Genomic DNA, 21,268 nt, shown 5'->3' on the forward strand with positions numbered 1-21,268 from the left:
GAGAGTTGTCGTACGCGCGGGAAAACAACATGGAATCTCGGCAACTGCCCTTGCTTGCGTGCGTATCCGTGTCAGGGTAGGGTTGGAGACAACCGGAGAAAGGATCATGTCACGGCTGACACACGCCCCGGCCGCCGATTCGCGGTTTTCAACCGTCCGGCTGGCCGCGCCGCAGGACGCGACGCTCTCGAGCGGCCTGCTGCACCTGCTGAACGACGCCCGTGCCGCGCTGGCGCGGCGCGTGTCGGGCATTCAGATCGATCTTTCAGGCGTGCGCGTCATGAACGGTCGCCTGCTCGCCACCATCATGCTGATCGTGCGCGAATCCCGTGCCGCCGGAGCGCTGCTGCGGCTGTCCGGCGCGACGGCGCAGTTCAGACGCTGGGCCTCGACCTTCGGCTTGCTGGAGACGCTGGAACGCCAGGGGCTGATCGAGGCGTGATCGTTCAGGTCCGGAACGGCGGGCTGGCGTAATCGGCCCGATACTCGATCCGATCAATCGACAACGCTCGCCCCGACGACTCCGATACGCGCACCACGGCGCCGCACATCATGGCGCCATGCTCCGCGACGCCGTAGGGCATGTGGAGCGCGGTGGTCATGTGCCGAAGAACCGCATCGGTCTCCCGTCCGATAATGGAGTCGTAGGGTCCGCACATCCCGACGTCGGTGATGAACGCCGTCCCCCCCGGCAGCACCCGTGCGTCGGCGGTGGGCACGTGCGTGTGCGTTCCCAGCACGGCGGCCGCGCGACCCTTCAGATAGGCGGCGAGCGCAACCTTCTCGCTGGTCGTCTCCATGTGGGCCTCAACCAGGACGATCGGATTCGGCTCGGGCAACTCGGCGAGCACCTCGTCCACGCACTGAAACGGGTCATTGGCGGGAAGCGGCATGTAGATGCGCCCCAGCACGGTCATCACGTACACCGAACGGGAGAAACCGGGCGGCGGCGCCAGGCGAATCCAGCGCTTTCCCGGCGATTTCCGGGCCAGATTGGCGGGGCGAAGCACGGGCGCGTCCGGCTGCTCCAGCAGCGGCACGATGCTGTGATCGCGGTAGCAGTGGTCGCCCAGCGTGACGGCGTGGATGCCCGCGGCCCGCAGATGACCGAGGATCGAAGGTGAAAGCCCCGATCCGCTGCGGGCGTTCTCGCCGTTGGCGATGATGAGGTGCGGCGCATGATCCCGCTTCAGCGAAGCCATCTGCTGCTCCACCACCCGGCGCCCGGGACGCCCCACGATGTCGCCCAGGAACGCGATGCACAGGTCGGCCATGAAGGGAAACTCCTGATTTCGCAACCGACCCGGTGAAATGAGCGGATGAATTCCTGACGGGGAGAGGTTATACTCTTCACGGGATGGCGGGCCGATGAGCCCGCGCGAGTCCGCCTCGAAGCGGACGCTTGAGGAATCCCGTCCAACACGCCCGGCACGCACCGACACGGTCGCCCGCGATCGTCGGGGCGTCGGTGCATGGGGCCGAAGGACGCCGACTGATCGAGCGGAATGATCCGCGCCGCGCGCGGGCCCACGGCCCCTCAGCGTCGGGATGGAGACCAGAATGCAGGGAACGATCTCGTTCAAGGCCGGCGATCGCGTCCGCCATGAGAATCGCCCGGAATGGGGCATCGGCGTGGTGCAGCAGGTCGCCCCGGTGTCGGTGGGCGGCAAGCCGTCGCAGCGACTGGTGATCCGCTTCGGCAACGCCGGCCTCAAGACGCTCTCCACCATCGGCGCCGCCCTGGCGCCCGTGGACGCCCCGTCGGAGAACGGCACGCCGGTCGCCAGCCCCTCCGGGGCCGCCGCTGCGACATCCGCCGCCCCCGCCTCGACCGAGTCGCCCGCGGAGGGCGGCTGGCTCGCCTCGATCAGCAAGCGGAAGCCGGAGGAGGCCTTCATGGGCATTCCCGCTTCGGCGAACGATCCATTCCTGCCGCTCGGGGCCCGGCTCAAGGCCACGCTCAACCTGTGGCGCTTCGAGCCGGTGGGACGCAGTCTCATTGACTGGGCGGTGGCGCAGACCGGACTGAGCGATCCGCTCAGCCGACACACAAGGCACGAACTGGAGCAGTACTTCGACCGCTGGGCGTTCGTGCGGCAGAAACACCTGGCCCGGCTGCTGGAGGAGGCGAGGTTCGATCACGGCCTCGTGGAGGCGGCGCTGGCGTCGGCTCCTCCCGCGGCGCGCAAGGCGGTGGCGCGCTTCAACGCCTCGCGTTGATTTTCTGCAACATCCCGCATGGTTGGAACGAACGGCTGTGAGTGCGTGTCCCAGAAAATGGGCACGCGGGGCGTCGACGGCGCGTTCATCGCGTCGCCGGCACGCCAACGCACTTCGGGGCGCGACGATTGTTCCTCTTCCCTCCGGTCAACCCCACACATGCGTCCTCGGACGCCAAGACACGGAGACGGGACATGGACGAGCAGCTCTTCCAGACGAAGTTCGCCGAACTCATGGGACGCATCAAGGAACTGCCGGAGGCCGACCGCGCCCGACTGGAGCGGCTCGCCGCCGAGACCCAGCAGCGCCGCGAGCGACTCCACGCCTCGATCAACGAACTGCAGGAATCGCTCGATCACCTGCGGCTGACCGTGAAGTACCTCGTCTTCGACCTCGAAGCCACGCGCCGCGAGAACACCTATCTGCGCCGGATGCTCGAGCAGGCCAACCGCGACGCCAACCGGGGCCGGCGTCACGCCGACGACGGCGCCGCCGAGGACGCCGACTGAAGATCTCCTTGAGTTCCAGACCGAACGCCATCGGCAGCCCACCCTCCGATCAACGCCCGGAGGGTGGGGTGTTTTTGGACGGTGGTTGACGGCTGCCAGCCGACGGCAGCGCCGGCGCCCGCCTCACCCTGCCTACCGTTTCGCCATGCCTGCCGAGCGTCCCCGCACCATCCTGCTGCTGGATTCCAACCGATCCGAGGTGCGCGACCGCGTGCAGGAGGTGCGCGGCCTCATCGACCCGCACGCCGACGTGCTGGGCGTCTACGACACCGCACGGGGATCGGATCAGTCGCTGCCCGAGACGGCCCGGCTGGCCGTGGTGCTGGGAGGCGACGGCACCCTGCTCTCCCAGGCGAGGCGGCTTCTTGACCGCGGCCTGCCCCTGGTGGGCGTGAACTTCGGACGGCTCGGCTTCCTGGCGGAGTTCGACCTCGACTCGCTGCGCGAGCACGTCGGAATGATCTTCGGCCCCTCGCCTCCCACGCGCGAGTGCATGGTGCTGCGCGCCACAGTGCGGGACCGATCCGGCGCCGTCAAGTCTGTGCGCACCGCCATCAACGACTGCATCGTCACCGCCGGACCGCCCTACCGGATGATCGAACTGGGGCTGTCGATCAACGGCGACGAAGGCCCCGTGCTCACCGGCGACGTCGTGATGGTGTCCACGCCGACGGGCTCGACGGCGTACAACGTCTCCTCCGGCGGACCGATCGTCGAGCCGGGCGTGGAGGCGATGATCATCACGCCGCTCTCGCCCCACTCGCTGGCGTTCCGCCCGATCGTGCTCAGCGCCGCGACGCGGCTGCGGGTGGAGATCCGCCGCCCCAACCCCGGCACGCCGCTGGTGCTGGACGGGCAGGAGCAGGTGCCGCTGAGCGCCGGCGACGTGGTGACGATCGACCGTCATGAACGACGCGCGCGGTTCATCACCAACCCTTCGATGAGCTACTGGCGCATCCTGCTGGACAAGATGCGCTGGGCCGCGCCGCCCTCATACCGCGACCGCGGCGCGTGAGCCGCGCGGCGGGGCGTCAGGCCGGCAGTACGTCGCCGAAGCACGTCTTCACCGCCCGGGCCGCGTCGATGAGCGGATCGTCGGGCGACACCAGCCGCTGTTTGTGCGCCGCGGTGAGCAGGTCCACGTCGTCCAGTTCGCCGCCGCGCATCACCACCATGCGCCCGGTCGCCCCGCGCATGAGCAGCTGCATGGCGTGAACGCCGAAGCGGGTGGCCAGCACGCGGTCGGCGGGGATGGGCGGCCCGCCCCGCTGCGTGTGGCCCAGGACGGTGACGCGCGTCTCGATGCCGGTGCGCTGCTCGATGGCGTCCGCCGTCCACTTGCCGATTCCGCCCAGGCGGATGGGATCGTGGCTGCGGGCGTCGACGCGCTGCACCACCACCTCCCCCCCGCGTGGCCTGGCGCCTTCGGCGCAGGCCACGATCGAGAACCCGCGCCCGCGCTGGCGCCGCGACTGCACGAATGCGCAGATGACATCCAGATCGAAGGGAATCTCGGGCAGCAGGATCACGTCCGACCCCGAAGCCACGCCCGCATGCAGCGTGAGCCACCCCGCGTTGCGACCCATGAGTTCGCACACCATGACGCGATGATGACTGGCGGCGGTGGAATGGAGCCGGTCCAGCGCCTCGGCCGCCGTGTCCACCGCGGTCATGAAGCCGAACGTGATGTCGGTTCCGACGATGTCGTTGTCGATGGTCTTGGGCACGCCGACGACGTTGACGCCCGCCTCGACGAATGGCGCGGCGCAGCTCATGGTGCCGTCCCCTCCGATGACGACCAGAGCGTCGATGGCGTGCCGCCGGATGGTGTCGAGGCAGACCGCCACCTTGTTCTCGAATCGCGGTGCTCCGGAGGCGTCCTCGCCCACGTGGACTCGGGACGGATTGCACCGGTTGTTGGTGCCGAGAATGGTGCCGCCCCGTCCGAGAATGCCCGACACGTGCAGCGCGGAGAGCTCGCCCAGGCGATCCTCCAGCAGTCCCTGGAACCCATCCTCGATGCCGAAGACGCGCAGCCCATGGCGGTAGATGGCCGTCTTGGCGACGGCCCGGATCACGGCGTTGAGTCCCGGACAGTCACCCCCGCCGGTCAGAATCCCGATTCGTTTCATGCGAGTCGAATCCGTCAGGCGATGATGCGGGAACACTCAGCCGCGCGCCGCGGCGGAGCTAGGCGGCGCGCCACGTCTCCCCCGGTTTGAGTCGCACGACCTGCGTTCCCCTGGGCGCGAACTTCGACGGGTCGATCTCGATGATCGGAAACGTGTTGTAATGGATCGGGATCGTCACCTTCGGCTGAATGAACCGCTCCACCGCGATCGTGGCCAGCTCCGGTCCCATCGTGAACCGATCGCCGATGGGGATGCACAGGACGTCCGGCTTGTAGATTTCCGCCAGCAGCTTCATGTCGCTGAAGAGCCCCGTGTCGCCGGTGTGGTAGATGGTGTGTCCGCCCAGGTGGATCATCGCGCCCATCGGCATGCCGAAGTAGCGACCCTCGTTGGATGAGGAGTGGAACGCCTGGGTGAAGGCGATCCAGCCCGCGCCGTTGGGCAGCGCCAGTCGCCCGCCGATGTTCATGGGCTCGCAGGTCACGCCCTGGGGTCCGGCCCACTCGTAGAACTCCCACGAGGCATACACCGTGGCCTTGGTGCGCTTGGCGATCGCCACCGAATCACCGATGTGGTCGCCGTGCCCGTGCGTGATCACGACGGCCTGACAGGTCACCTGCTCCGGCTTCATGGTGGCGACGGGGTTGCCGGTCAGGAACGGGTCCACCGCGACAGTGGTCGTGCCGTCGGACATCAAAAAGCCGGAGTGGCCCAGGAACGTGAGTGAAACTGACATGACGTGCTCCGTGCGGGCGGCCTGATGGATGATGCACGCATCGTAGCGTGCGGCGCCGGGGATGGGCGACCTCGACCGGCGCCGGCGGCGCGGGCGTCTCGCCTGTGATCGTGCGATGGACCCGCGGAACGCGATTCCATTCAGCCCCGCGCCGGCTCCCGCATCGCGACGGAGCCCGTCGCCGGGTCCGCCTGAGCCGCTGCCGCGTCCGGTTCCGATCCCGCGCCTTCATTCTTCTTCACCGGGTTCTTCTTCACGCCGGGGATTCGCAGCTCCTTCGCCTGCGGCAGGTCATCCAGGGATGAGAGTCCGAAGACGCGCAGGAACTCGCGCGTGGTGCCGTAGAGCATGGGACGGCCGATCTCCTCGGCCCGGCCCACGATCGTCACCAGGCGCCGCTCCATGAGCGTGCGGACCACCTCGCCTGACGCCACGCCGCGGATGGCCTCGATCTCCGTGCGCAGCACCGGCTGGCGGTAGGCGATGATGGCGAGCGTCTCCATCGCGGCGGGGGTGAGCCGCGACTGCAGGCGCGACTGATGCAGCCGGTGCAGCACCGGGCCGAACTGCGGCTGCGTCAGCATCTGCCGCCCGCCCGCCACGGCTTCGATGCGGAAGGTGCGGCCCGTTTCGACGTAGCTTGCATTGAGCGACTCGATCGCCTCGCGGATGGCCTTCGTCCCGCCCGCTTCGAGCGTGACGCCCAGCAGTTCGGCGATCTTGCCGTCCGTCAGCGGACGATCCGTGGACAGCAGCAGCGCCTCGACGCGCTGCGTCAGCGGGTACTCGGCGCAGGGTACGACGCCGCGCTCGAGAGCGGCGACCGGCTCCGCGGCGTCGCGCTCATCCGCCTCGCGTGGGTCATGCAGTTCAGCGGTGTTCATGCAATGGATAGGGTATCACCGACGCACCACCGATGGCAGTGGCGAGGGTTGAACCATTCGAGCGCGGGCGTCAGATGGTCGCCCCGGCCGGCGCGGCAGGACGGGCCAGATCGACGCCCTCGCGCGTGACGACGGACCTGGGCGTGATGGTGTAGTCCGTGAGCAGGTTGGCGCCGTCGGGCATGACCTGCACGCCGCGCACCCGCATGATGAGCAGGGTGTCGGGGTTGACGAAGACCTCGTACATGGCGCGGAAGTCCCCGCTCAGTCCGTCGCCGGAGCGCAGTTCGAGCCGGATGAGTTCTTCGTCGCGCACGGTGACCGTCTCGGCCTTGACGGGCGTGAAGCCCTCCTGCACGCCGGATCGGAAGCGTTCGAGCGGCTTGTCCTCGAATCGCAGCGTCAGGTGCGGCGCCATCCACAGATCGAGGCGGCGTTTGATCTCCTCCGCCGCCGGCGTGCCGCGCAGCAGATGGCCCAGTCCGCTGCCTCGGCGCACCTGCTCGCCCGGCGTGATCACGTGCAGCGCGCCCTGATCGGTGATGGCGCACTGTACGTGCGTCTCCTCACGAACCGCGGCGGCGCCGTCACGGGCCGTTACCTGCTCGATCAGCACGGAATCTTCGTACACGGAGATGTCGCGATACCGACGGACCACCTGATCGAAGAACAAGCCCGGATCGATCGCGGCCCGATCCTCGCCCTCGACCACCGCCAGATGGCGTGTAATGGGCCTGGGATCGTCGCCGGACCGCGACGAGGCGGAGCCGCAGACCAACGTCGAGCCGGTCAACAGGGCTGCGATGGCGGTCTGAACCATGAACACACTCCGGCGGCTGTTACCCCCATGAGGACGCGGTTGACGGGATCACCCGCCGCGTTGTCGCCCGACCAGGCAATCCTACCACGTCCGGGAGTGGTTCGGAACCGCTCGACCGGGATTGTTCGTGTCGCAATCGGGTTGATCGCCGTGACCGGCCGCCTGCCAGCTTGGCAGTCGATGGGATGGTCCGATGGCGACGTGTCAGACGCGGAGATCGGTCCGAAGGCGGCTTGGCATCCATAAGTCCAATCCATTTATGAGCTTGTACGAAATTCTGACACCTTGCGGAGTGGCGCGCCCTTTGTCTGTTGGAGAAACGATGCAGGTCTGTCTCCGCGCCGATGGGGCGCACGAGACCAAGGCCTGTTCCGAGTCATGAACCGCATTTCTCGTTCGAGAGCCGCGACCGGGGAAACTGGTCGATCCTGCAGGAGATGACGCATGGCGGTGAAGGAACTGGCGTTTGACGTGGAAGCCCGCAAGGCGCTGCTGGCGGGCGTGGAGAAGCTTGCCGCAGCCGTCAAGAGCACCCTTGGGCCCCGTGGGCGCAGTGCGGTGCTCGACAAGTCATGGGGCGGACCCACCGTGACCAAGGACGGCGTCACCGTGGCGGAGGAGATTGAACTCCGCGACAAGGTCGAGAACATGGGCGCCCAGCTGGTCAAGCAGGCGGCGACCAAGACCAGCGATGACGCCGGCGACGGCACCACCACCGCCACCGTGCTCGCCGAGGCCCTCTACAAGGCCGGACTGCGTCACATCACCGCCGGCGTGGAGGCCAACGCCCTGGTGCGAGGCATGCGCCTGGCCGTCGACGCCGTCGTCGAGGACATCCGAAAGCAGTCCAAGCCCATCAACGTCAGCAAGAAGGACGAGATCGCCAACGTCGCCTCGATCTCAGCCAACAACGATCAGGCGATCGGGTCGATCATGGCCGACGCCTTCATGAAGGTCGGCAAGGACGGGGTCATCACCGTCGAGGAAGGCAAGGGGCTGGAGACGATCGTGGAGGTGGTCGAGGGCATGCAGTTCGACCGCGGGTATCTCAGCCCCAACTTCGTCACCAACGCCGAGGCCATGAAGGTCGAGCTTGAGAAGTGCCTGGTGCTGGTGCATGAGGACAAGATCGACTCGCTCACCAAGCTGGTTCCCTTCCTGGAGAAGGTGCTGGAAGCCAAGAAGCCGGTGCTGGTCATCGCCGAGGACGTGACGGGCGAGGCCCTCTCGACGCTGGTGATCAACAAGCTGCGCGGCGCGATCAACGTCTGCGCCGTCAAGGCGCCGGGCTATGGCGATCGCCGCAAGGCCATGCTGCAGGACATCGCGGTGCTCACGGGCGGCACGGCGGTGATGAAGGACCTGGGCCTGGAACTGGACAAGATCACCATCAGCCAGCTGGGCATGGCCAAGAAGGTGGAGGTGACGGGAGATACCTGCACCATCATCGAGGGCGCGGGATCGACGAAGGAGATTCAGGCCCGCATCGAGCAGATCCGCCGCGAGATCGAGGTGACCGATTCCGACTACGACCGCGAGAAGCTGCAGGAACGGCTGGCCAAACTGGCCGGCGGCGTGGCCCAGATCAAGGTCGGCGCGGGCAGCGAGGCGGAACTGAAGGAGAAGAAGGCCCGCGTGGAGGACGCACTGCACGCCGTGCGCGCCGCGGTGGCAGAGGGCATCGTGCCGGGAGGCGGGGTGTCGTTCATCCGCGCCGCCGCCGCGCTCGACAAGGTGCGGGCCAGCGTGCGCGGCGATGAGAAGTTCGGCGTGGACGTGGTGGCGGACGCCCTCAAGGTGCCGCTGCAGACCATCGCCGACAACGCAGGTGAAAAGGGTTCCGTCGTCGTCGCCAGGGTCGCGGAGATGAAGGGCCCCAAGGGCTTCAACGCCCTGACGCTCGAATACAGCGACCTGCTCAAGGACGGCGTGATCACCCCCGCCAAGGTAGACCGCACCGCCCTGCAGAACGCCGCCAGCGTGGCCTCGCTGCTGCTGACCACCGACTGCATCATCACCGAGGCGCCGAAGGAGAAGGACGACGACCACGGTCATGACCATCACCATCACGGCGGCGGCGGAATGGGCGGCATGCCGGGCATGGGCGGGATGGGGTTCTGAGCGACGCTTCCCGCTCGGCGCGTCTGCTCGCATCACAAACTCACTGAACAGATCAACACCGAACAACGACTCACGGAGAGATTCACATGTCCGTCCGACCCCTTGAAGATCGCGTTCTCATCAAGCCCCTCGACCCCGAGACGAAGACCGCCTCGGGCATCTACCTGCCCGAAACCGCCAAGGAGCGGCCCGTCCAGGGTAAGGTTGTCGCCGTCGGCCCGGGCAAGCTGCTCGACAACGGCGAGCGCATCAAGCCCAGCGTCAAGAAGGGCGACACTGTCGTCTTCTCCAAGTACGGCGGGACCGAGATCGAAATCAAGGATGTCAAGCACCTGATCATGCGCGAGAGCGAACTGCTCGGGCTGATCGAGGGTTGACATCGGGCTGTCGGCTCTTGGCCGTCGGCTGGCGGCAACGCCGCAGCCGGCCCAGCGCCGCTCCCTGACATCGCGTCGCGCTCCGTCCCTTCGTTCGCCTGCTGTCTTCACGATCTTTCGCCGACAGCCGCTAGCCGAGAACACCACCATGTCCACCAAGCAGATGAAGTTCGATTCCGCCGCCCGCCTCGAGTTCAAGCGCGGCGTGGACCGCCTGGCTCTCGCCGTGGCCTCCACGCTCGGGCCGACCGGGCGCAACGTCGTGATCCAGAAGTCCTACGGCGGACCGGGCGTCACCAAGGACGGCGTCAGCGTCGCCAAGGAGATCGAGTTCCCCGAGCCGTTCGAGAACATGGGCGCCAAGATGGTCCACCAGGTCGCCAAGAAGACGGGCGACGTGGCGGGCGACGGCACGACCACGGCGACCATTCTCGCCGCCGCCATCTTCAACGACGGGCTCAAGCACGTCACCGTGGGCGCCAACGGCGTGGCGGTGCAGCGCGGCATCAATGAGGCCGCCAAGGTCGCGGCCGAGGCCATCAACGCCCTGGCGAAGAAGTGCAAGGGTCGGGCGGACTTGGAGAAGGTCGCCACCGTGAGCGCCAACCACGACCGAGAGATCGGCGCCATCATCGCCGAGGCCATCGACAAGGTCCGCGCGGACGGCGTGGTGGAGATCGAGGAAGGCAAGACCGCCGACACCACGCTGGAGTACGTCGAGGGCATGGCCTTCGACAAGGGGTTCCTTTCCCCCTACTTCATGACCGACCCCAAGAAGGCCGAGTGCGTGCTGGAGGACGTGCAGATCCTCATCCACGAGAAGAAAATCTCCAACCTGGCGGACCTGATCCCGCTGCTCAACAAGGTGGTGACGGGCGGCAAACCGCTGCTCATCATCGCCGAGGAAGTGGAGAACGAAGCCCTCACCGCGCTGGTGGTCAACCGCCTGCGCGGCGTGCTGCAGGTCTGCGCCGTGAAGGCCCCCGGATTCGGCGACCGTCGCAAGGCCATGCTGGGCGACATCGCGGTGCTCACGGGGGGCACGTTCTTCGCTGAGGATCTGGGACGCAACCTCGCCGACATCGATCCGAGCGAACTGGGCCGGGCCAAGAAGGTCATCGTCAACAAGGACAGCACCACGATCATCAACGGCGCGGGCAAGAAGAAGGACATCGAGGCCCGGGCCGCGCAGATCAAGGCCCAGCACGAGCGCTCCACCAGCGACTACGACCGCGAGAAGCTCATGGAGCGGCTGGCCAAGCTCACGGGCGGCGTCGCCATCGTCAACGTGGGCGCCGCCACCGAAACCGCCATGAAGGAGCGCAAGGATCGCGTGGAGGACGCCCTGCACGCCACCCGAGCCGCGGCCAAGGAGGGCTACGTGCCCGGCGGCGGCGTGACCTTCATCCGCGCCATCGACGCCGTTGAGAAGGCGAGCGCCAAGGCCAAGGGCGATGAGCGGATTGGCTACGGCATCGTGGCCCGGGCGCTGGAATCACCCCTGTGGTGGATCGCCCGCAACTCGGGCGTGGACGGCGACCTGGTGGTCGAGAAGGTCAAGTCCGCCAAGGGCGCGGTGGGCTACAACGCCGCGACGGGCGAGTACGTGGACCTGATCGACGCCGGCATCATCGACCCGGCGCTCGTGGCCCGCAACGCCCTGCTCAACGCGGCGTCGGTGGCGGGTCTGATGCTCACGACCGATGTCGTCATCACCGACCTGAAGGATGAGACCGAGCCGGTGGAAGGGGCCGTTGCGTGACGGCTCGCTCGTGCGACACTGACGTTTGAACCAGGAAAGCCCACGGGCACAGCGCCGTGGGCTTTCGTCCGAATGGGAGTGGACCCAACGTGCCCGCCACGCGCGACTACTACGAGATTCTCGGGCTGGAGAAGAACGCCTCCGCCGAGGATGTCAAGCGCGCCTATCGCCGGCTGGCGATGAAGCATCATCCGGATCGCAACCCCGGCGACAAGGAGGCCGAGGCCAGATTCAAGGAGGCCTCCGAGGCCTACGAGGTTCTTTCCGACCCTGAAAAACGCGCTCGCTACGACCAGTACGGGCACGCGGGGCTGCGCGGCACGCCCGGACACGACTTCTCCTCCATGCATGCCGAGGACATCTTCTCGATGTTCAACGACATCTTCGCCGGCATGGGATTCGGCGGAGGCGGCGGGCGCAGCGGACGATCGCGGCGCGGCGGCGTACCCCGCGGCTACGACCTGGAGACCGAGGTCGAGATCACGCTCGAGGAAGTCCTTGACGGCGCCGAGCGCGAGGTCGAGTTCAAGCGGCTCGATGTCTGCCAGACCTGCTCCGGCACGGGAGGCAAGCCGGGCCTCGAACCCATCACCTGCCCCACCTGCCGGGGACAGGGTCAGGTGGCCCGCGCTCAACTGGGCGGGATGTTCCAGATGGTCACCACCTGTCCGCAGTGCGGCGGGCGCGGGCGGCTCATCACCGAGAAATGCGCCGACTGCCGCGGCGCGGGGCGTGTGAGCGTCAAGCGCAAACTGGCGGTGCGCATTCCGCCGGGCATTCACGACGGACAGGCGGTGCGCGTGCAGGGCGAGGGGGAGCCCCCGCCGCCGGAGATGAGCCCCGACGGCAAGGGCGTGCGAGGCGACCTGCACGTGGTCGTTCGCGTGCAGCCGCACCGGATCTTCCAGCGAGACGGCAACAACCTCGTGCTGCCGTTGCCGGTGGCCTTCACGCAGGCCGCGCTCGGCGCGGAGATCGAAGTGCCCACGCTGAAGGAGCCCGCCAAGTTCACCATTCCGCCCGGCACGCCGCACGGCAAGATGTTCCGCCTCGAGGGCCGCGGTCTGCCCGACCTGCGATCACGCAAGCCCGGCGACCTGGTGGTGGTGGCGCAGATCGTCGTGCCCCGCAAGCTTACCGACCAGCAGCGGAAGCTGCTGGAGCAGCTGGCCCAGACGGAGAACCTCGCTGTGGGCACGGACCAACCCTCGTGGTGGGATCGCGTGAAGGACGCCTTCACGGGCGGATGAGGAGCAACAGACCAGGCGGTTCGGCGCTTCAAGGGGCGCCGTTCAGCGAACGCCCGGACCGCTCAGTCGTATGACGGAGTGACGCCCTGACTTGCCTGCCCTTCTGAAGTGAAGGCCGAACACTGATACCCGGTGAACGACAACCATCCGACCGCCATGACCGAGACCCGCAACGACATGCCGACTGAACACGAAACCGCCGCTGAAGCAGCCCGGCTCGAGGCCGAAGCCGAAGCCAGCGCCGCCGGCGCCGAAACCGCGGCGATCATCGACCGACTGCAGCAGGAGCGTGACGACGCCATCGCGGCCCGTCAGCGGGCGCTGGCCGACTTCGCCAACTATCAGCGACGCTCGCGTGAGAACGAACAGCGTGAGCGCTTCAACGGCGTGGTCGCGGTTCTGCGAACCCTGCTGCCGGTGCTCGATCACTTCGAGATCGCCGTGAGCCAGGACGCTTCCAGACTCACCGTCGAGCAGTTGCTGGGGGGCGTGAAGATGGTCCAAGCCGAACTCATCAAGGCCCTCGAGACGCACGGCGTGCAGAAGATCGAGGCCAGACGAGGCGAAGAGTTCGACCCCTACCGCCACGAGGCCGTGCTTCGCCAGCCCGCAGCGGACGTGAAGCCCAACCACGTGGTCTCATGCCTCCAGTCCGGCGTGATGGTCGGCGACATGGTGCTGCGTCCCGCCAAGGTGGCCGTGGCGCCGGAGGGCGAGTAGACCCCGCCGCCTCTCCGGATCACATTCATGAACCGGACTCGACCTTGCTGCAGCGGCTCAACCGGCCGCGCAGGGTTCTTCGTCTGGAGATAGACCACACACCCGGCGCAGGAACTCGCTCACTCGTCCCGCGACACCGGGGCCAAGCGGCGAGTCGGTCTTGTCATCGCGGCTCGCCGGAAGCCGCAGGATCGGAACAGGGGCGTTCGAGGTCCGTCCGCGTTCCCCGGCTTCCCCGGCTTCCCCAACGCCCAGTGCTCGCAGGGTGAGCATGACCAGCGGGCGAAACAACCATCGCGGCAGCCCGTGAGCCGCCAGGCGTTCCTGCACCACGGTCCTCTGCGTCGGGTGTTCTCCAACCAGTACGGCGGCTGTGATGCGTCGACGCACCAACGCATCTGCGATGGCCTCCGTCGCGATGCCTCCGCCTTCGCCCAGCGCGATCAGCACAACCCGATCCGCCTCGACATGTTCGAGCAGGCGGCGGAGGTGATCGCCTTCACCCGCGCCGCACCGGGCGATGCCGGCAGCCCAGCCATGTCCCGGACGGTCATAGAGGATCACGCGCTTCGCAACGCTCGCCCACGCGGGCAGGTCCGCCAGCAGCGGAATCCGCGATTCACCGTGATCGTGGACCAGGACGATCGTCGGTCCCGAGCCGCCGCCCTGTCCCATCACGTCCCAAACAGGAAGGGTTCGACGCTCGCCGATCGTTGCTTCCCAGGAAGTGAACGGCAGGCCGCACTCACCCGGGTCGCTGGGCAGCCCGCGGGCGATGGCCCACGACTCGGTGAGGCGGCGGGGGCGGACGATCTCCGTCGCCACCAGCCCCGTCACCACGACGACGACCAGCAGCCCCGCAACGCCGAAGAACAGCAGCACGCCCAGCACGGGCGCAGTGTACGCAAGCATGACCCGGATCAACCCCCGCACCGCGTGGACGTTGTCGCCGTGCTGGCCGGAATCTCGGTCATGCGCGCCCGATCCTCATATACACTTCGCCTCGCAACGCAACCCAGTTCGCCGTCCGACATCCCGATTCATCCGTGTTCATCCGTGGACTGTCCGCATCCATGACCCGCGAGATTCACGATCACTACTTCCACCAGGCCAAGCGCGACGGCTATCTTTCGCGCGCCGCCTACAAACTGATCGAGATCGACGACAAGCGGCGTCTGCTCAAGCCCGGCGACCGGGTGCTCGACTGCGGGGCGGCCCCCGGCAGTTGGATGCAGGTGGCCGCCCGGCGCGTGGGGGGGCGCGGCGTGGTGGTGGGCATCGACCTGCAGCCGATCCTGTTCGGCACGCGCGCTGAGCCGCAGGGGGGCGGTCCCAGCGGCGGCGGGAGCAACACCCGCACCGTGCAGGGCGACTTCACCGCCATCGACCCGGCGGAACTGCTCCGGCTGGCAGGAGCGGAAGGGCGCGGCTTCGACGTGATCCTTTCCGACATGGCCCCCAACACCACCGGCGACCCGCGCGGCGATCACCATCGCTCGGTGCGGCTCTGTCACGCACTCCTCGACCGCTGCCCCGCGCTGCTGAGGCCCGGCGGCAGCGTGGTGATGAAGGTGTTCGAGGGGGCCGACTACCGCGAACTTCTCGACCGCACCAAGGGTCTGTTCGATGACTGCCGCGGCTTCAAGCCCAAGGCGTCGCGCAGCGAGTCGGTGGAGATCTACATCTTGGCGCAGGGGTACCGGGCCGGCTCCACTGCCGGGCCGGACAGGGCGGATGAGCAGGCACTGCCTCGTCCGCGTCAGCGCCCCGGCGCGGGATGGGGCGCGCAGCGCTGAGGGGGCGAGAACCCTCACGGCACATGGGCGATTCGCATCACCCGGATTCTGCGCCCTGAAGCGCAGGTTCTGCGCGCCCGGGCGCGGCGCGGGACCAGCCGATCGGCGGATTCTCCCGTCATCCGCGGAGCTCGCGGCTTGGCCCTCGGTCGGGCTCGCGCGGCGCGTGGATTGCTCAGGACTCTACTGGTTCCCAGGAGATGACGCATGAACATCAAGGCCGCCTCACTGACCGAATACGCCAAGCACCTGCTGGGCAACCAGCCCCGGACATCGGCGACGGCCCCCGCCGCCGACGTGGCGCCGACCACGCCCACGACCGGCTCCTGGCCCGTGGGCGGCATGCCCACGGTCGCCAGTACGGCAGGAGTCGTTGACCCGACGCTGCTGCCGCCCATCCGGTCCATCGACCGGGCGGCCATCGACGACATCGTGCGTTCCGGCGCCTTCACCGACCTGGCGGCGCGGCTCGAGCCGCTCTTCAAGGAAGTCGGTGAAAGAACCGTTCAGCACCTGCTGCAAACGCGCGACGCCGACGGCGACGGGCTCCTCTCGCAGCACGAACTGCGGGCGACCGACGATCGCTTCGCCGCCATCGACGCCGACGGCGACGGGTTGGTCTCCGCCGATGAACTTCGAGCGAATCTGAAGCAGGGCCTGGCGCGGGCGATGACGACCGATCCCACGCTGGATGCGGCCCTCTTCGCCAAGCAGTGGATCAGCGCGTTCGACCTGAACGGCGATCAGGCGGTCGATGCCGCCGAGGCGAAACTCCCGCCGGGCATCGTCGGACAGATCGACGCCGACCGCGACGGCCGCCTCACCGCCGCCGAGATTCAGGCCGACGTGGAGCGTCGCGGTCCCGCCATCGGCCGCCGACAACGGCTGGAGGAGCTGGTGAAGCACATCGGCGCGAAACTGGACGCGGCGGGATTCACCCATCAACCGCCGGTGAACATCCGCGACGTGGTGAACGCCTTCGGACTGGACAGGGCGGGCGCGAACTTCGTGCTTCGCGCCCTGGGTGACCGCTACCCGCAGGGGCTGGGCGTGCGCACAGTGGCGTAGACGCCGCCCGGTGCGGCCGCTCTGTTCTCCTGCTCCTCCGTTCTCCTGACCTCCTTCGGCCCCCCGCGCGCGGTATCCTGCCGCGCTCATGCCTTCCCATGTCACGCATCTTGAAGCGGCGATCGACGGAACCCGGTTCCCCGCGCGCACGCCGCAGACCACGCACGAAGGCCGCCCGTTGTGGGTGCGCTACGACCTTGAAGCCGTCGGCCGCGCTGTGAAGCGCGGCGACCTCGCCTTGCGTGAATCAACCCTGTGGCGCTACCGCGAGTTTCTGCCCGTCGAACGCGATGAGGACATCGTGTCGCTGGGCGAGACCATGACGCCGCTGCTTCGATGCGATCGGCTGGCGAAGGTAATGGGCGTCGAACACCTGTTCGTCAAGGATGAATCGCGGCTGCCCACCGGGTCGTTCAAAGCCCGCGGCATGGCGATGGCCGTCAGCATGGCCAGGGCGCTGGGCGTGAAGCGAATCGCCCTGCCCACGGCGGGCAACGCGGGCGGGGCGGCGGCGGCCTACGCGGCCCGGGCGGGCATCGAGTGCTTCGTCTTCATGCCCAACGACACGCCCATCGTCAACCGGCTCGAAGCCGCGCTGCACGGGGCGAGGGTGTTCCTCGTCAACGGGCTGATCCACGACTGCGGCCGCCTCGTGGGCGAAGGCCGCGACGCGATGGGCTGGTTCGACTTCAGCACACTCAAGGAGCCCTACCGCCTCGAAGGCAAGAAGACGATGGGGCTGGAACTGGCCGAGCAGTTCAACTGGCGCCTTCCAGAGGTCGTGCTCTACCCCACGGGCGGCGGAACGGGGCTGATCGGCATGTGGAAAGCGTGGCAGGAACTGGCGGCGGTCGGCTGGCTGAAAGGTGAACGACTCCCGCGCCTCCATGCCTGCCAGTCCTCCGGATGCGCGCCGATTCCCGCCGCGTTCGATGCGGGCGAGCGCTTCGCCCCGCCCCCCGCGAACCCGCACACACTCGCCTCCGGGCTGCGCGTGCCCAGGGCGGTGGGAGACTTCATGATCCTCGACGCCGTGCGCGCCAGCGGCGGCCGGGCCGTGGCGGCGGATGAGTCGCGGCTCATCGAGTGGATGCGGCTGGGCTGCGAACTGGAGGGTGTCGCCCTCTGCCCCGAATCCGCCGCGGGGCTGGATGTGCTGGAGCAGGGGCTGCGCGCGGGGTGGGTTCGGCCTGACGAGCGCATCGTGCTGTTCAACACCGGCGCGGTGCAGAAGTATGTCGAGGTGATGGACCGGGGCGTCGAGTTCGTGTCACTGGATTGTCACAAGCCGGTGGATTGGGCGAAGGTGGCGGGTTGATTCGGCGGCATCGAAGGTACACTGCAGGGCATGTGGTGGTATGTCCTCTTCGGACTGGGGCTGTTGGCCGGATTCGGACTGGCATTTCGTGGCTGGCGCGGGCGTCGGCTCGATGACCACCCCCTTTGCCGCACGTGCCGATACGACCTGTCAGGTACGCCCGCGCTGCCGGAGCGCTGCCCGGAATGCGGCCGCGCGCTGGGCGGGAAAAAGCCGATCCGAATCGGGAACCGCAGACGATCGTCAACGCTCGTTGTCCTCGGCGTCGCGGGTGTCGTCGGTTCAGGCGCGGCGATTGGACTCCGAGCCGAGCGTGATCTTCGCAACGTGGACTGGATGGCCATCAAGCCGGTGTGGTGGCTCACACTTGAAGCCCGTCACGGCGGCCTGCTCACGGCGGATGATGCGCTGAAGGAACTCTGGAAGCGGTGGGACAGCGGCGCGCTGAGCGAGTCGCAGATGGCGTCGCTCGTTGAACTCGCATTGACGATGCAGGCCGATCGTACCACCAAGTGGAACTCCCGCTGGGGCGACCTGATCTACCTGGCGCTCGAGGACGGTCGGCTTGCACCGGAGCAGCTGCAGCGCTTCCTGCGGCAAGCGCCGGGCCTTCAACTGGCCGAGGTCAGGCGTGTCCGCACCGGCGGAATCATGCCGCTGCGCATGTCGTATGACCCGCGCGTCGGAAGAACCATCCGGCGCACCTGGCACTCCGTGGATCAGCAGTCATGGCTTGAGTCACTCCGGCTGGGTGACACGACGCTCTACGAAGTCCTTGAAACGAGCCCAAGGTGGCGTGTAGTGGGCGAGATTTCCATGCCAGGGGTTGGATATGGCGTGCGAATCAAGCAACCCCCGGGCGAGTATGAGCTGGCAGCGCGATTTCGTGTCCGGGCCAAGCACTACCCGAATGGCCGACCGAGTTTCCCCATTGGATTCGATCCGCCTTACGAGGAATGGACCGAGGAGATCTGGTGGCGAGTGACCGTAGTCGCCGCCGATCAGCCCCTCGTCACGCCAACCCGTGACGCCAACCTCGCGTCGGCCATGCAACGGGCAATCACCATCGGTCCGCTCACGCGCGGTCTTCAGGCCCGGCGTCCGAGTCTGCGCGGCACGCTGAACGTGACCGATGCGCCGACCAACTTCGCGTTCCGCGCCTGGCTTCGCGCCGGTGACCGGGAATGGCCGATGAGCACGATCATCATCCACCAGGGAAAGAGCGAACCGTTGAACCTGGCCGCATTCAACCTGGATGATCTGCCCGGGGACGTGCAGACCGTGGACATGGTGCTCAAGCCCGACCTGTACACAGCGGATGCGTCCTTCGAGCCGGGAAGTGCGGCGCTGGACGTGGAGATTCTGATTCCCGGCGTGCCGGTCAAGTCCGGTGAAGCAACAACAGGGTTCGTGCCGACCGGTGGACGTTGATTCGCAGCGGACTCAGCCGGCGCGGCCCATCCGCCACATCCACCGCGCGTAATGCAGGATCGCCCGGCGTTTCTCGCCCGCGGGCGGCTCGCCTCGCCCAAAGGCGGTTTCGTGACGCCAGCGCCAGTACGGGCCGCTGAAGCGGAACTTGGTCTGCCAGCCCAGCCGCAGCAGCGAACACAGCCCGCCGAGCGTTTCGCCGAGTGCGTTGAAGAACCGTCGCATTGCATGATGGTACGCGAACGCGGAACGGCTGTCGGCTATCGGCTGTCGGCAGAACGCGCTCGATCCGCGCCCGTCCGCTTCTCCCGCGGGTTCGCGCTCGTCCGCCTGCTCTCCTCTTTCCTTCCCCGCACTTGCTCAAGGCGCGCGGGTTGGTGTACACTCAACGCGGATGGATCATGCTCGCTCCGGTCGACTCGGCGCGGCAGCTTCTCATCCACGCGATGTCGCGGCTCCCGCGATCGCGAAGTGGACAGACGCCGATCGATGCTCCGACCCGATCGGCGTCTGTTGTTTTTGACGCATTCGATCGGCCGGCAATCACGCCGGGCTGATCGGATGGAGCGAGGATGATCCACCCGGCTTCGCCGCCGTTTCCAGGCGCTGGGCCCGCTGAATACTTGCTGAACGCACCGGCAACCCGCGATTCACCCGGCGCGGTATGATGCCGACACAATCGTCGCGGAGCGCCGATGACCCGGAACGACCCGAACGCCAGCAGCGCCATGGACGGCTCCAACCACCGCAAGCACTTCGTGCTCGACACCAGCGTTCTGCTGCACAACCCCAACGCCATCTTCAAGTTCCAGGAGCACGAGGTCATCATCCCCCTGGCGGTGATCGAGGAGCTCGACGCCTTCAAGCTCAGCAACGATGAGCGGGGCCGCAACGCCCGCGAAGTCATCCGGCACATCGACCAGTGGCGCACCAAGGGCACGCTGACCGAGGGGGTGGTATGGAACGCGCAGGGCGGGATGATCCGCATCCACGCCGAGTCCGCCCCGGCGCCCCCCCACCTCGATCCCACCAAGCCGGGCAACCGAATCCTCGGCGTGGCCCACGCGCTGGCCAGGTCGGGGCGGCGCACCATCTTCGTCTCCAACGACATCAACGCCCGCGTGAAGTGCGACGCGCTGGGCATCCGGGCCGAGGACTTCCTCGCCGAAAAGGTTGACGCCGCCTGGCTCTACGGCGGGTGGGATGAGATCACCATTCCCGGCCCGCTGATCGACGAACTCTACGACGAGCGGCAACTGCCGTGGGACAAGGTCGCTCCCCTCGCGCATCGCACCCTGCCGGACGGGACGACCGAGGCGATCGAGGTGATGCCCAACCACTACCTGGTGCTGCACGACGCGGATGATCCGTCGCACACCGGGCTGTCGCGCGTGCTGGGCGACACCGATCACCTGATTCCCATCTCCGGCCCGCGCAGGCCCGTCTTCGGCATCCTGCCCCGCAACGTGCAGCAGACCATGGCGCTGGACCTGCTGCTGGATGACGAAGTGAAGCTGGTCACGCTGCTGGGCAGCGCGGGCACGGGCAAGACGCTGCTCGCCGTGGCCGCGGGCATGACCAAGGTGTTTCAGGAGGAGCGCTTCGACAAACTCCTCGCCGCCCGGCCCATCATGCCGCTGGGGCGCGACATCGGCTACCTGCCGGGCGACAAGGACCAGAAGCTCTCGCTTTGGATGCAGCCGATCTTCGACAACCTGGCCTACCTGCTCTCCACGCGAGGCACGCACCTCAACGAGGCGGAAAGCCGCTCCACCGAGCAGCGCATCGAGATGCTGCTCGATCAGGGCAAGCTGGTCATCGAGCCGCTCACCTACATCCGCGGGCGGTCGATCCCCCGCCAGTTCATGATCGTGGATGAGGTGCAGAACCTCTCGCCGCACGAGGTGAAGACCATCGTCTCGCGCGTGGGCGACGGCACCAAGATCATCCTGACCGGCGACATCAACCAGATCGACAACCCGTACCTCGACGCTTCCTCCAACGGGCTGTCGTACGTGGTGGAGCACATGAAGGCCCAGCCGCTCTGCGGACACATCACCCTGCGCAAGAGCGAGCGGAGCGAGCTGGCCTCGCTGGCGGCGGAACTGCTGTAGGCGTTACCAT

General features: G+C 67.5%; 21 protein-coding genes. 14 read left to right on the forward strand and 7 right to left on the reverse strand.

What is annotated here, in order from left to right:
* Positions 1-106 precede the first annotated feature (106 nt).
* Entirely contained in the window at positions 107-442 is a 336-nt protein-coding gene (locus HRU76_02670; protein QOJ16561.1) for a hypothetical protein, read from the forward strand.
* A 4-nt stretch (positions 443-446) separates the two neighbouring features.
* On the opposite strand, the gene HRU76_02675 is transcribed toward HRU76_02670, so the two are convergent.
* On the reverse strand, positions 447-1,274 hold the full coding sequence (locus HRU76_02675; protein QOJ16562.1) for a YmdB family metallophosphoesterase: 828 nt from the start codon (positions 1,272-1,274) through the stop codon (positions 447-449).
* Between the two features lie 286 nt (positions 1,275-1,560).
* On the opposite strand from HRU76_02675, the gene HRU76_02680 reads away from it, so the two are divergent.
* The 3 genes from HRU76_02680 to HRU76_02690 all read left to right on the forward strand — a co-directional run bounded on the left by HRU76_02680 (position 1,561) and on the right by HRU76_02690 (position 3,744).
* The gene (locus HRU76_02680) at positions 1,561-2,220 is read left to right on the forward strand and encodes a DUF3553 domain-containing protein (GenBank protein QOJ16563.1); all 660 of its coding nucleotides are present in this window, start codon (positions 1,561-1,563) and stop codon (positions 2,218-2,220) included.
* A gap of 194 nt (positions 2,221-2,414) precedes the next feature.
* Positions 2,415-2,729 carry a transcriptional regulator gene (locus HRU76_02685; GenBank protein QOJ16564.1) on the forward strand — a complete coding sequence of 105 codons (315 nt, stop codon included), beginning with the start codon at positions 2,415-2,417 and terminating at the stop codon, positions 2,727-2,729.
* A gap of 145 nt (positions 2,730-2,874) precedes the next feature.
* Positions 2,875-3,744 (forward strand): NAD(+)/NADH kinase, encoded by an 870-nt coding sequence (locus HRU76_02690; protein ID QOJ16565.1) that lies wholly within the window; start codon positions 2,875-2,877, stop codon positions 3,742-3,744.
* Between the two features lie 16 nt (positions 3,745-3,760).
* On the opposite strand, the gene HRU76_02695 is transcribed toward HRU76_02690, so the two are convergent.
* The 4 genes from HRU76_02695 to HRU76_02710 all read right to left on the reverse strand — a co-directional run bounded on the left by HRU76_02695 (position 3,761) and on the right by HRU76_02710 (position 7,301).
* Positions 3,761-4,861, reverse strand: a complete 1,101-nt coding sequence (locus tag HRU76_02695) for a 6-phosphofructokinase (GenBank protein QOJ16566.1) — start codon at positions 4,859-4,861, stop codon at positions 3,761-3,763.
* 58 nt (positions 4,862-4,919) lie between these two features.
* Positions 4,920-5,597: a metal-dependent hydrolase gene (locus HRU76_02700; GenBank protein QOJ16567.1), complete on the reverse strand. Its 678-nt coding sequence runs from the start codon at positions 5,595-5,597 to the stop codon at positions 4,920-4,922.
* Positions 5,598-5,737: 140 nt separating this feature from the next.
* A complete protein-coding gene (gene scpB, locus HRU76_02705) occupies positions 5,738-6,481 on the reverse strand; it encodes an SMC-Scp complex subunit ScpB (GenBank protein QOJ16568.1) in 744 nt (247 codons plus the stop codon).
* A 70-nt stretch (positions 6,482-6,551) separates the two neighbouring features.
* The gene (locus HRU76_02710; GenBank protein ID QOJ16569.1) at positions 6,552-7,301 is read right to left on the reverse strand and encodes a hypothetical protein; all 750 of its coding nucleotides are present in this window, start codon (positions 7,299-7,301) and stop codon (positions 6,552-6,554) included.
* A gap of 444 nt (positions 7,302-7,745) precedes the next feature.
* On the opposite strand from HRU76_02710, the gene groL (HRU76_02715) reads away from it, so the two are divergent.
* The 5 genes from groL (HRU76_02715) to HRU76_02735 all read left to right on the forward strand — a co-directional run bounded on the left by groL (HRU76_02715) (position 7,746) and on the right by HRU76_02735 (position 13,531).
* Positions 7,746-9,422 carry a chaperonin GroEL gene (gene groL / locus HRU76_02715; protein ID QOJ16570.1) on the forward strand — a complete coding sequence of 559 codons (1,677 nt, stop codon included), beginning with the start codon at positions 7,746-7,748 and terminating at the stop codon, positions 9,420-9,422.
* A gap of 86 nt (positions 9,423-9,508) precedes the next feature.
* Positions 9,509-9,799 (forward strand): co-chaperone GroES, encoded by a 291-nt coding sequence (locus HRU76_02720; GenBank protein ID QOJ16571.1) that lies wholly within the window; start codon positions 9,509-9,511, stop codon positions 9,797-9,799.
* 148 nt (positions 9,800-9,947) lie between these two features.
* Entirely contained in the window at positions 9,948-11,561 is a 1,614-nt protein-coding gene (gene groL / locus HRU76_02725; GenBank protein ID QOJ16572.1) for a chaperonin GroEL, read from the forward strand.
* A gap of 89 nt (positions 11,562-11,650) precedes the next feature.
* Positions 11,651-12,811 (forward strand): molecular chaperone DnaJ, encoded by a 1,161-nt coding sequence (gene dnaJ / locus HRU76_02730; GenBank protein ID QOJ16573.1) that lies wholly within the window; start codon positions 11,651-11,653, stop codon positions 12,809-12,811.
* Positions 12,812-12,967: 156 nt separating this feature from the next.
* A complete protein-coding gene (locus HRU76_02735; protein QOJ16574.1) occupies positions 12,968-13,531 on the forward strand; it encodes a nucleotide exchange factor GrpE in 564 nt (187 codons plus the stop codon).
* A gap of 57 nt (positions 13,532-13,588) precedes the next feature.
* On the opposite strand, the gene HRU76_02740 is transcribed toward HRU76_02735, so the two are convergent.
* Positions 13,589-14,443, reverse strand: coding sequence for an alpha/beta hydrolase (locus HRU76_02740; protein ID QOJ16575.1), 855 nt, complete (start codon positions 14,441-14,443; stop codon positions 13,589-13,591).
* Positions 14,444-14,604: 161 nt separating this feature from the next.
* Here HRU76_02740 and HRU76_02745 point away from each other — a divergent pair, with 161 nt between their 5' ends.
* From HRU76_02745 to HRU76_02760, 4 genes are all read left to right on the forward strand, one after another.
* Complete coding sequence (locus HRU76_02745) at positions 14,605-15,327, forward strand: RlmE family RNA methyltransferase (protein ID QOJ19068.1); 723 nt, start codon at positions 14,605-14,607, stop codon at positions 15,325-15,327.
* A 207-nt stretch (positions 15,328-15,534) separates the two neighbouring features.
* Positions 15,535-16,395 (forward strand): hypothetical protein, encoded by an 861-nt coding sequence (locus HRU76_02750; GenBank protein QOJ16576.1) that lies wholly within the window; start codon positions 15,535-15,537, stop codon positions 16,393-16,395.
* An 88-nt stretch (positions 16,396-16,483) separates the two neighbouring features.
* The gene (locus tag HRU76_02755; GenBank protein QOJ16577.1) at positions 16,484-17,713 is read left to right on the forward strand and encodes a threonine synthase; all 1,230 of its coding nucleotides are present in this window, start codon (positions 16,484-16,486) and stop codon (positions 17,711-17,713) included.
* Between the two features lie 30 nt (positions 17,714-17,743).
* Entirely contained in the window at positions 17,744-19,144 is a 1,401-nt protein-coding gene (locus HRU76_02760) for a hypothetical protein (GenBank protein ID QOJ16578.1), read from the forward strand.
* Between the two features lie 12 nt (positions 19,145-19,156).
* Here the strand turns inward: HRU76_02760 and HRU76_02765 are convergent, their stop codons facing one another.
* Positions 19,157-19,369 (reverse strand): hypothetical protein, encoded by a 213-nt coding sequence (locus tag HRU76_02765; GenBank protein QOJ16579.1) that lies wholly within the window; start codon positions 19,367-19,369, stop codon positions 19,157-19,159.
* 503 nt (positions 19,370-19,872) lie between these two features.
* Between HRU76_02765 and HRU76_02770 the strand changes: the two genes are divergently transcribed.
* Positions 19,873-21,258, forward strand: coding sequence for a PhoH family protein (locus HRU76_02770; protein QOJ19069.1), 1,386 nt, complete (start codon positions 19,873-19,875; stop codon positions 21,256-21,258).
* Positions 21,259-21,268 lie beyond the last annotated feature (10 nt).

This window comes from Phycisphaeraceae bacterium (assembly GCA_015709595.1).
Lineage (GTDB): Bacteria > Planctomycetota > Phycisphaerae > Phycisphaerales > SM1A02 > CAADGA01.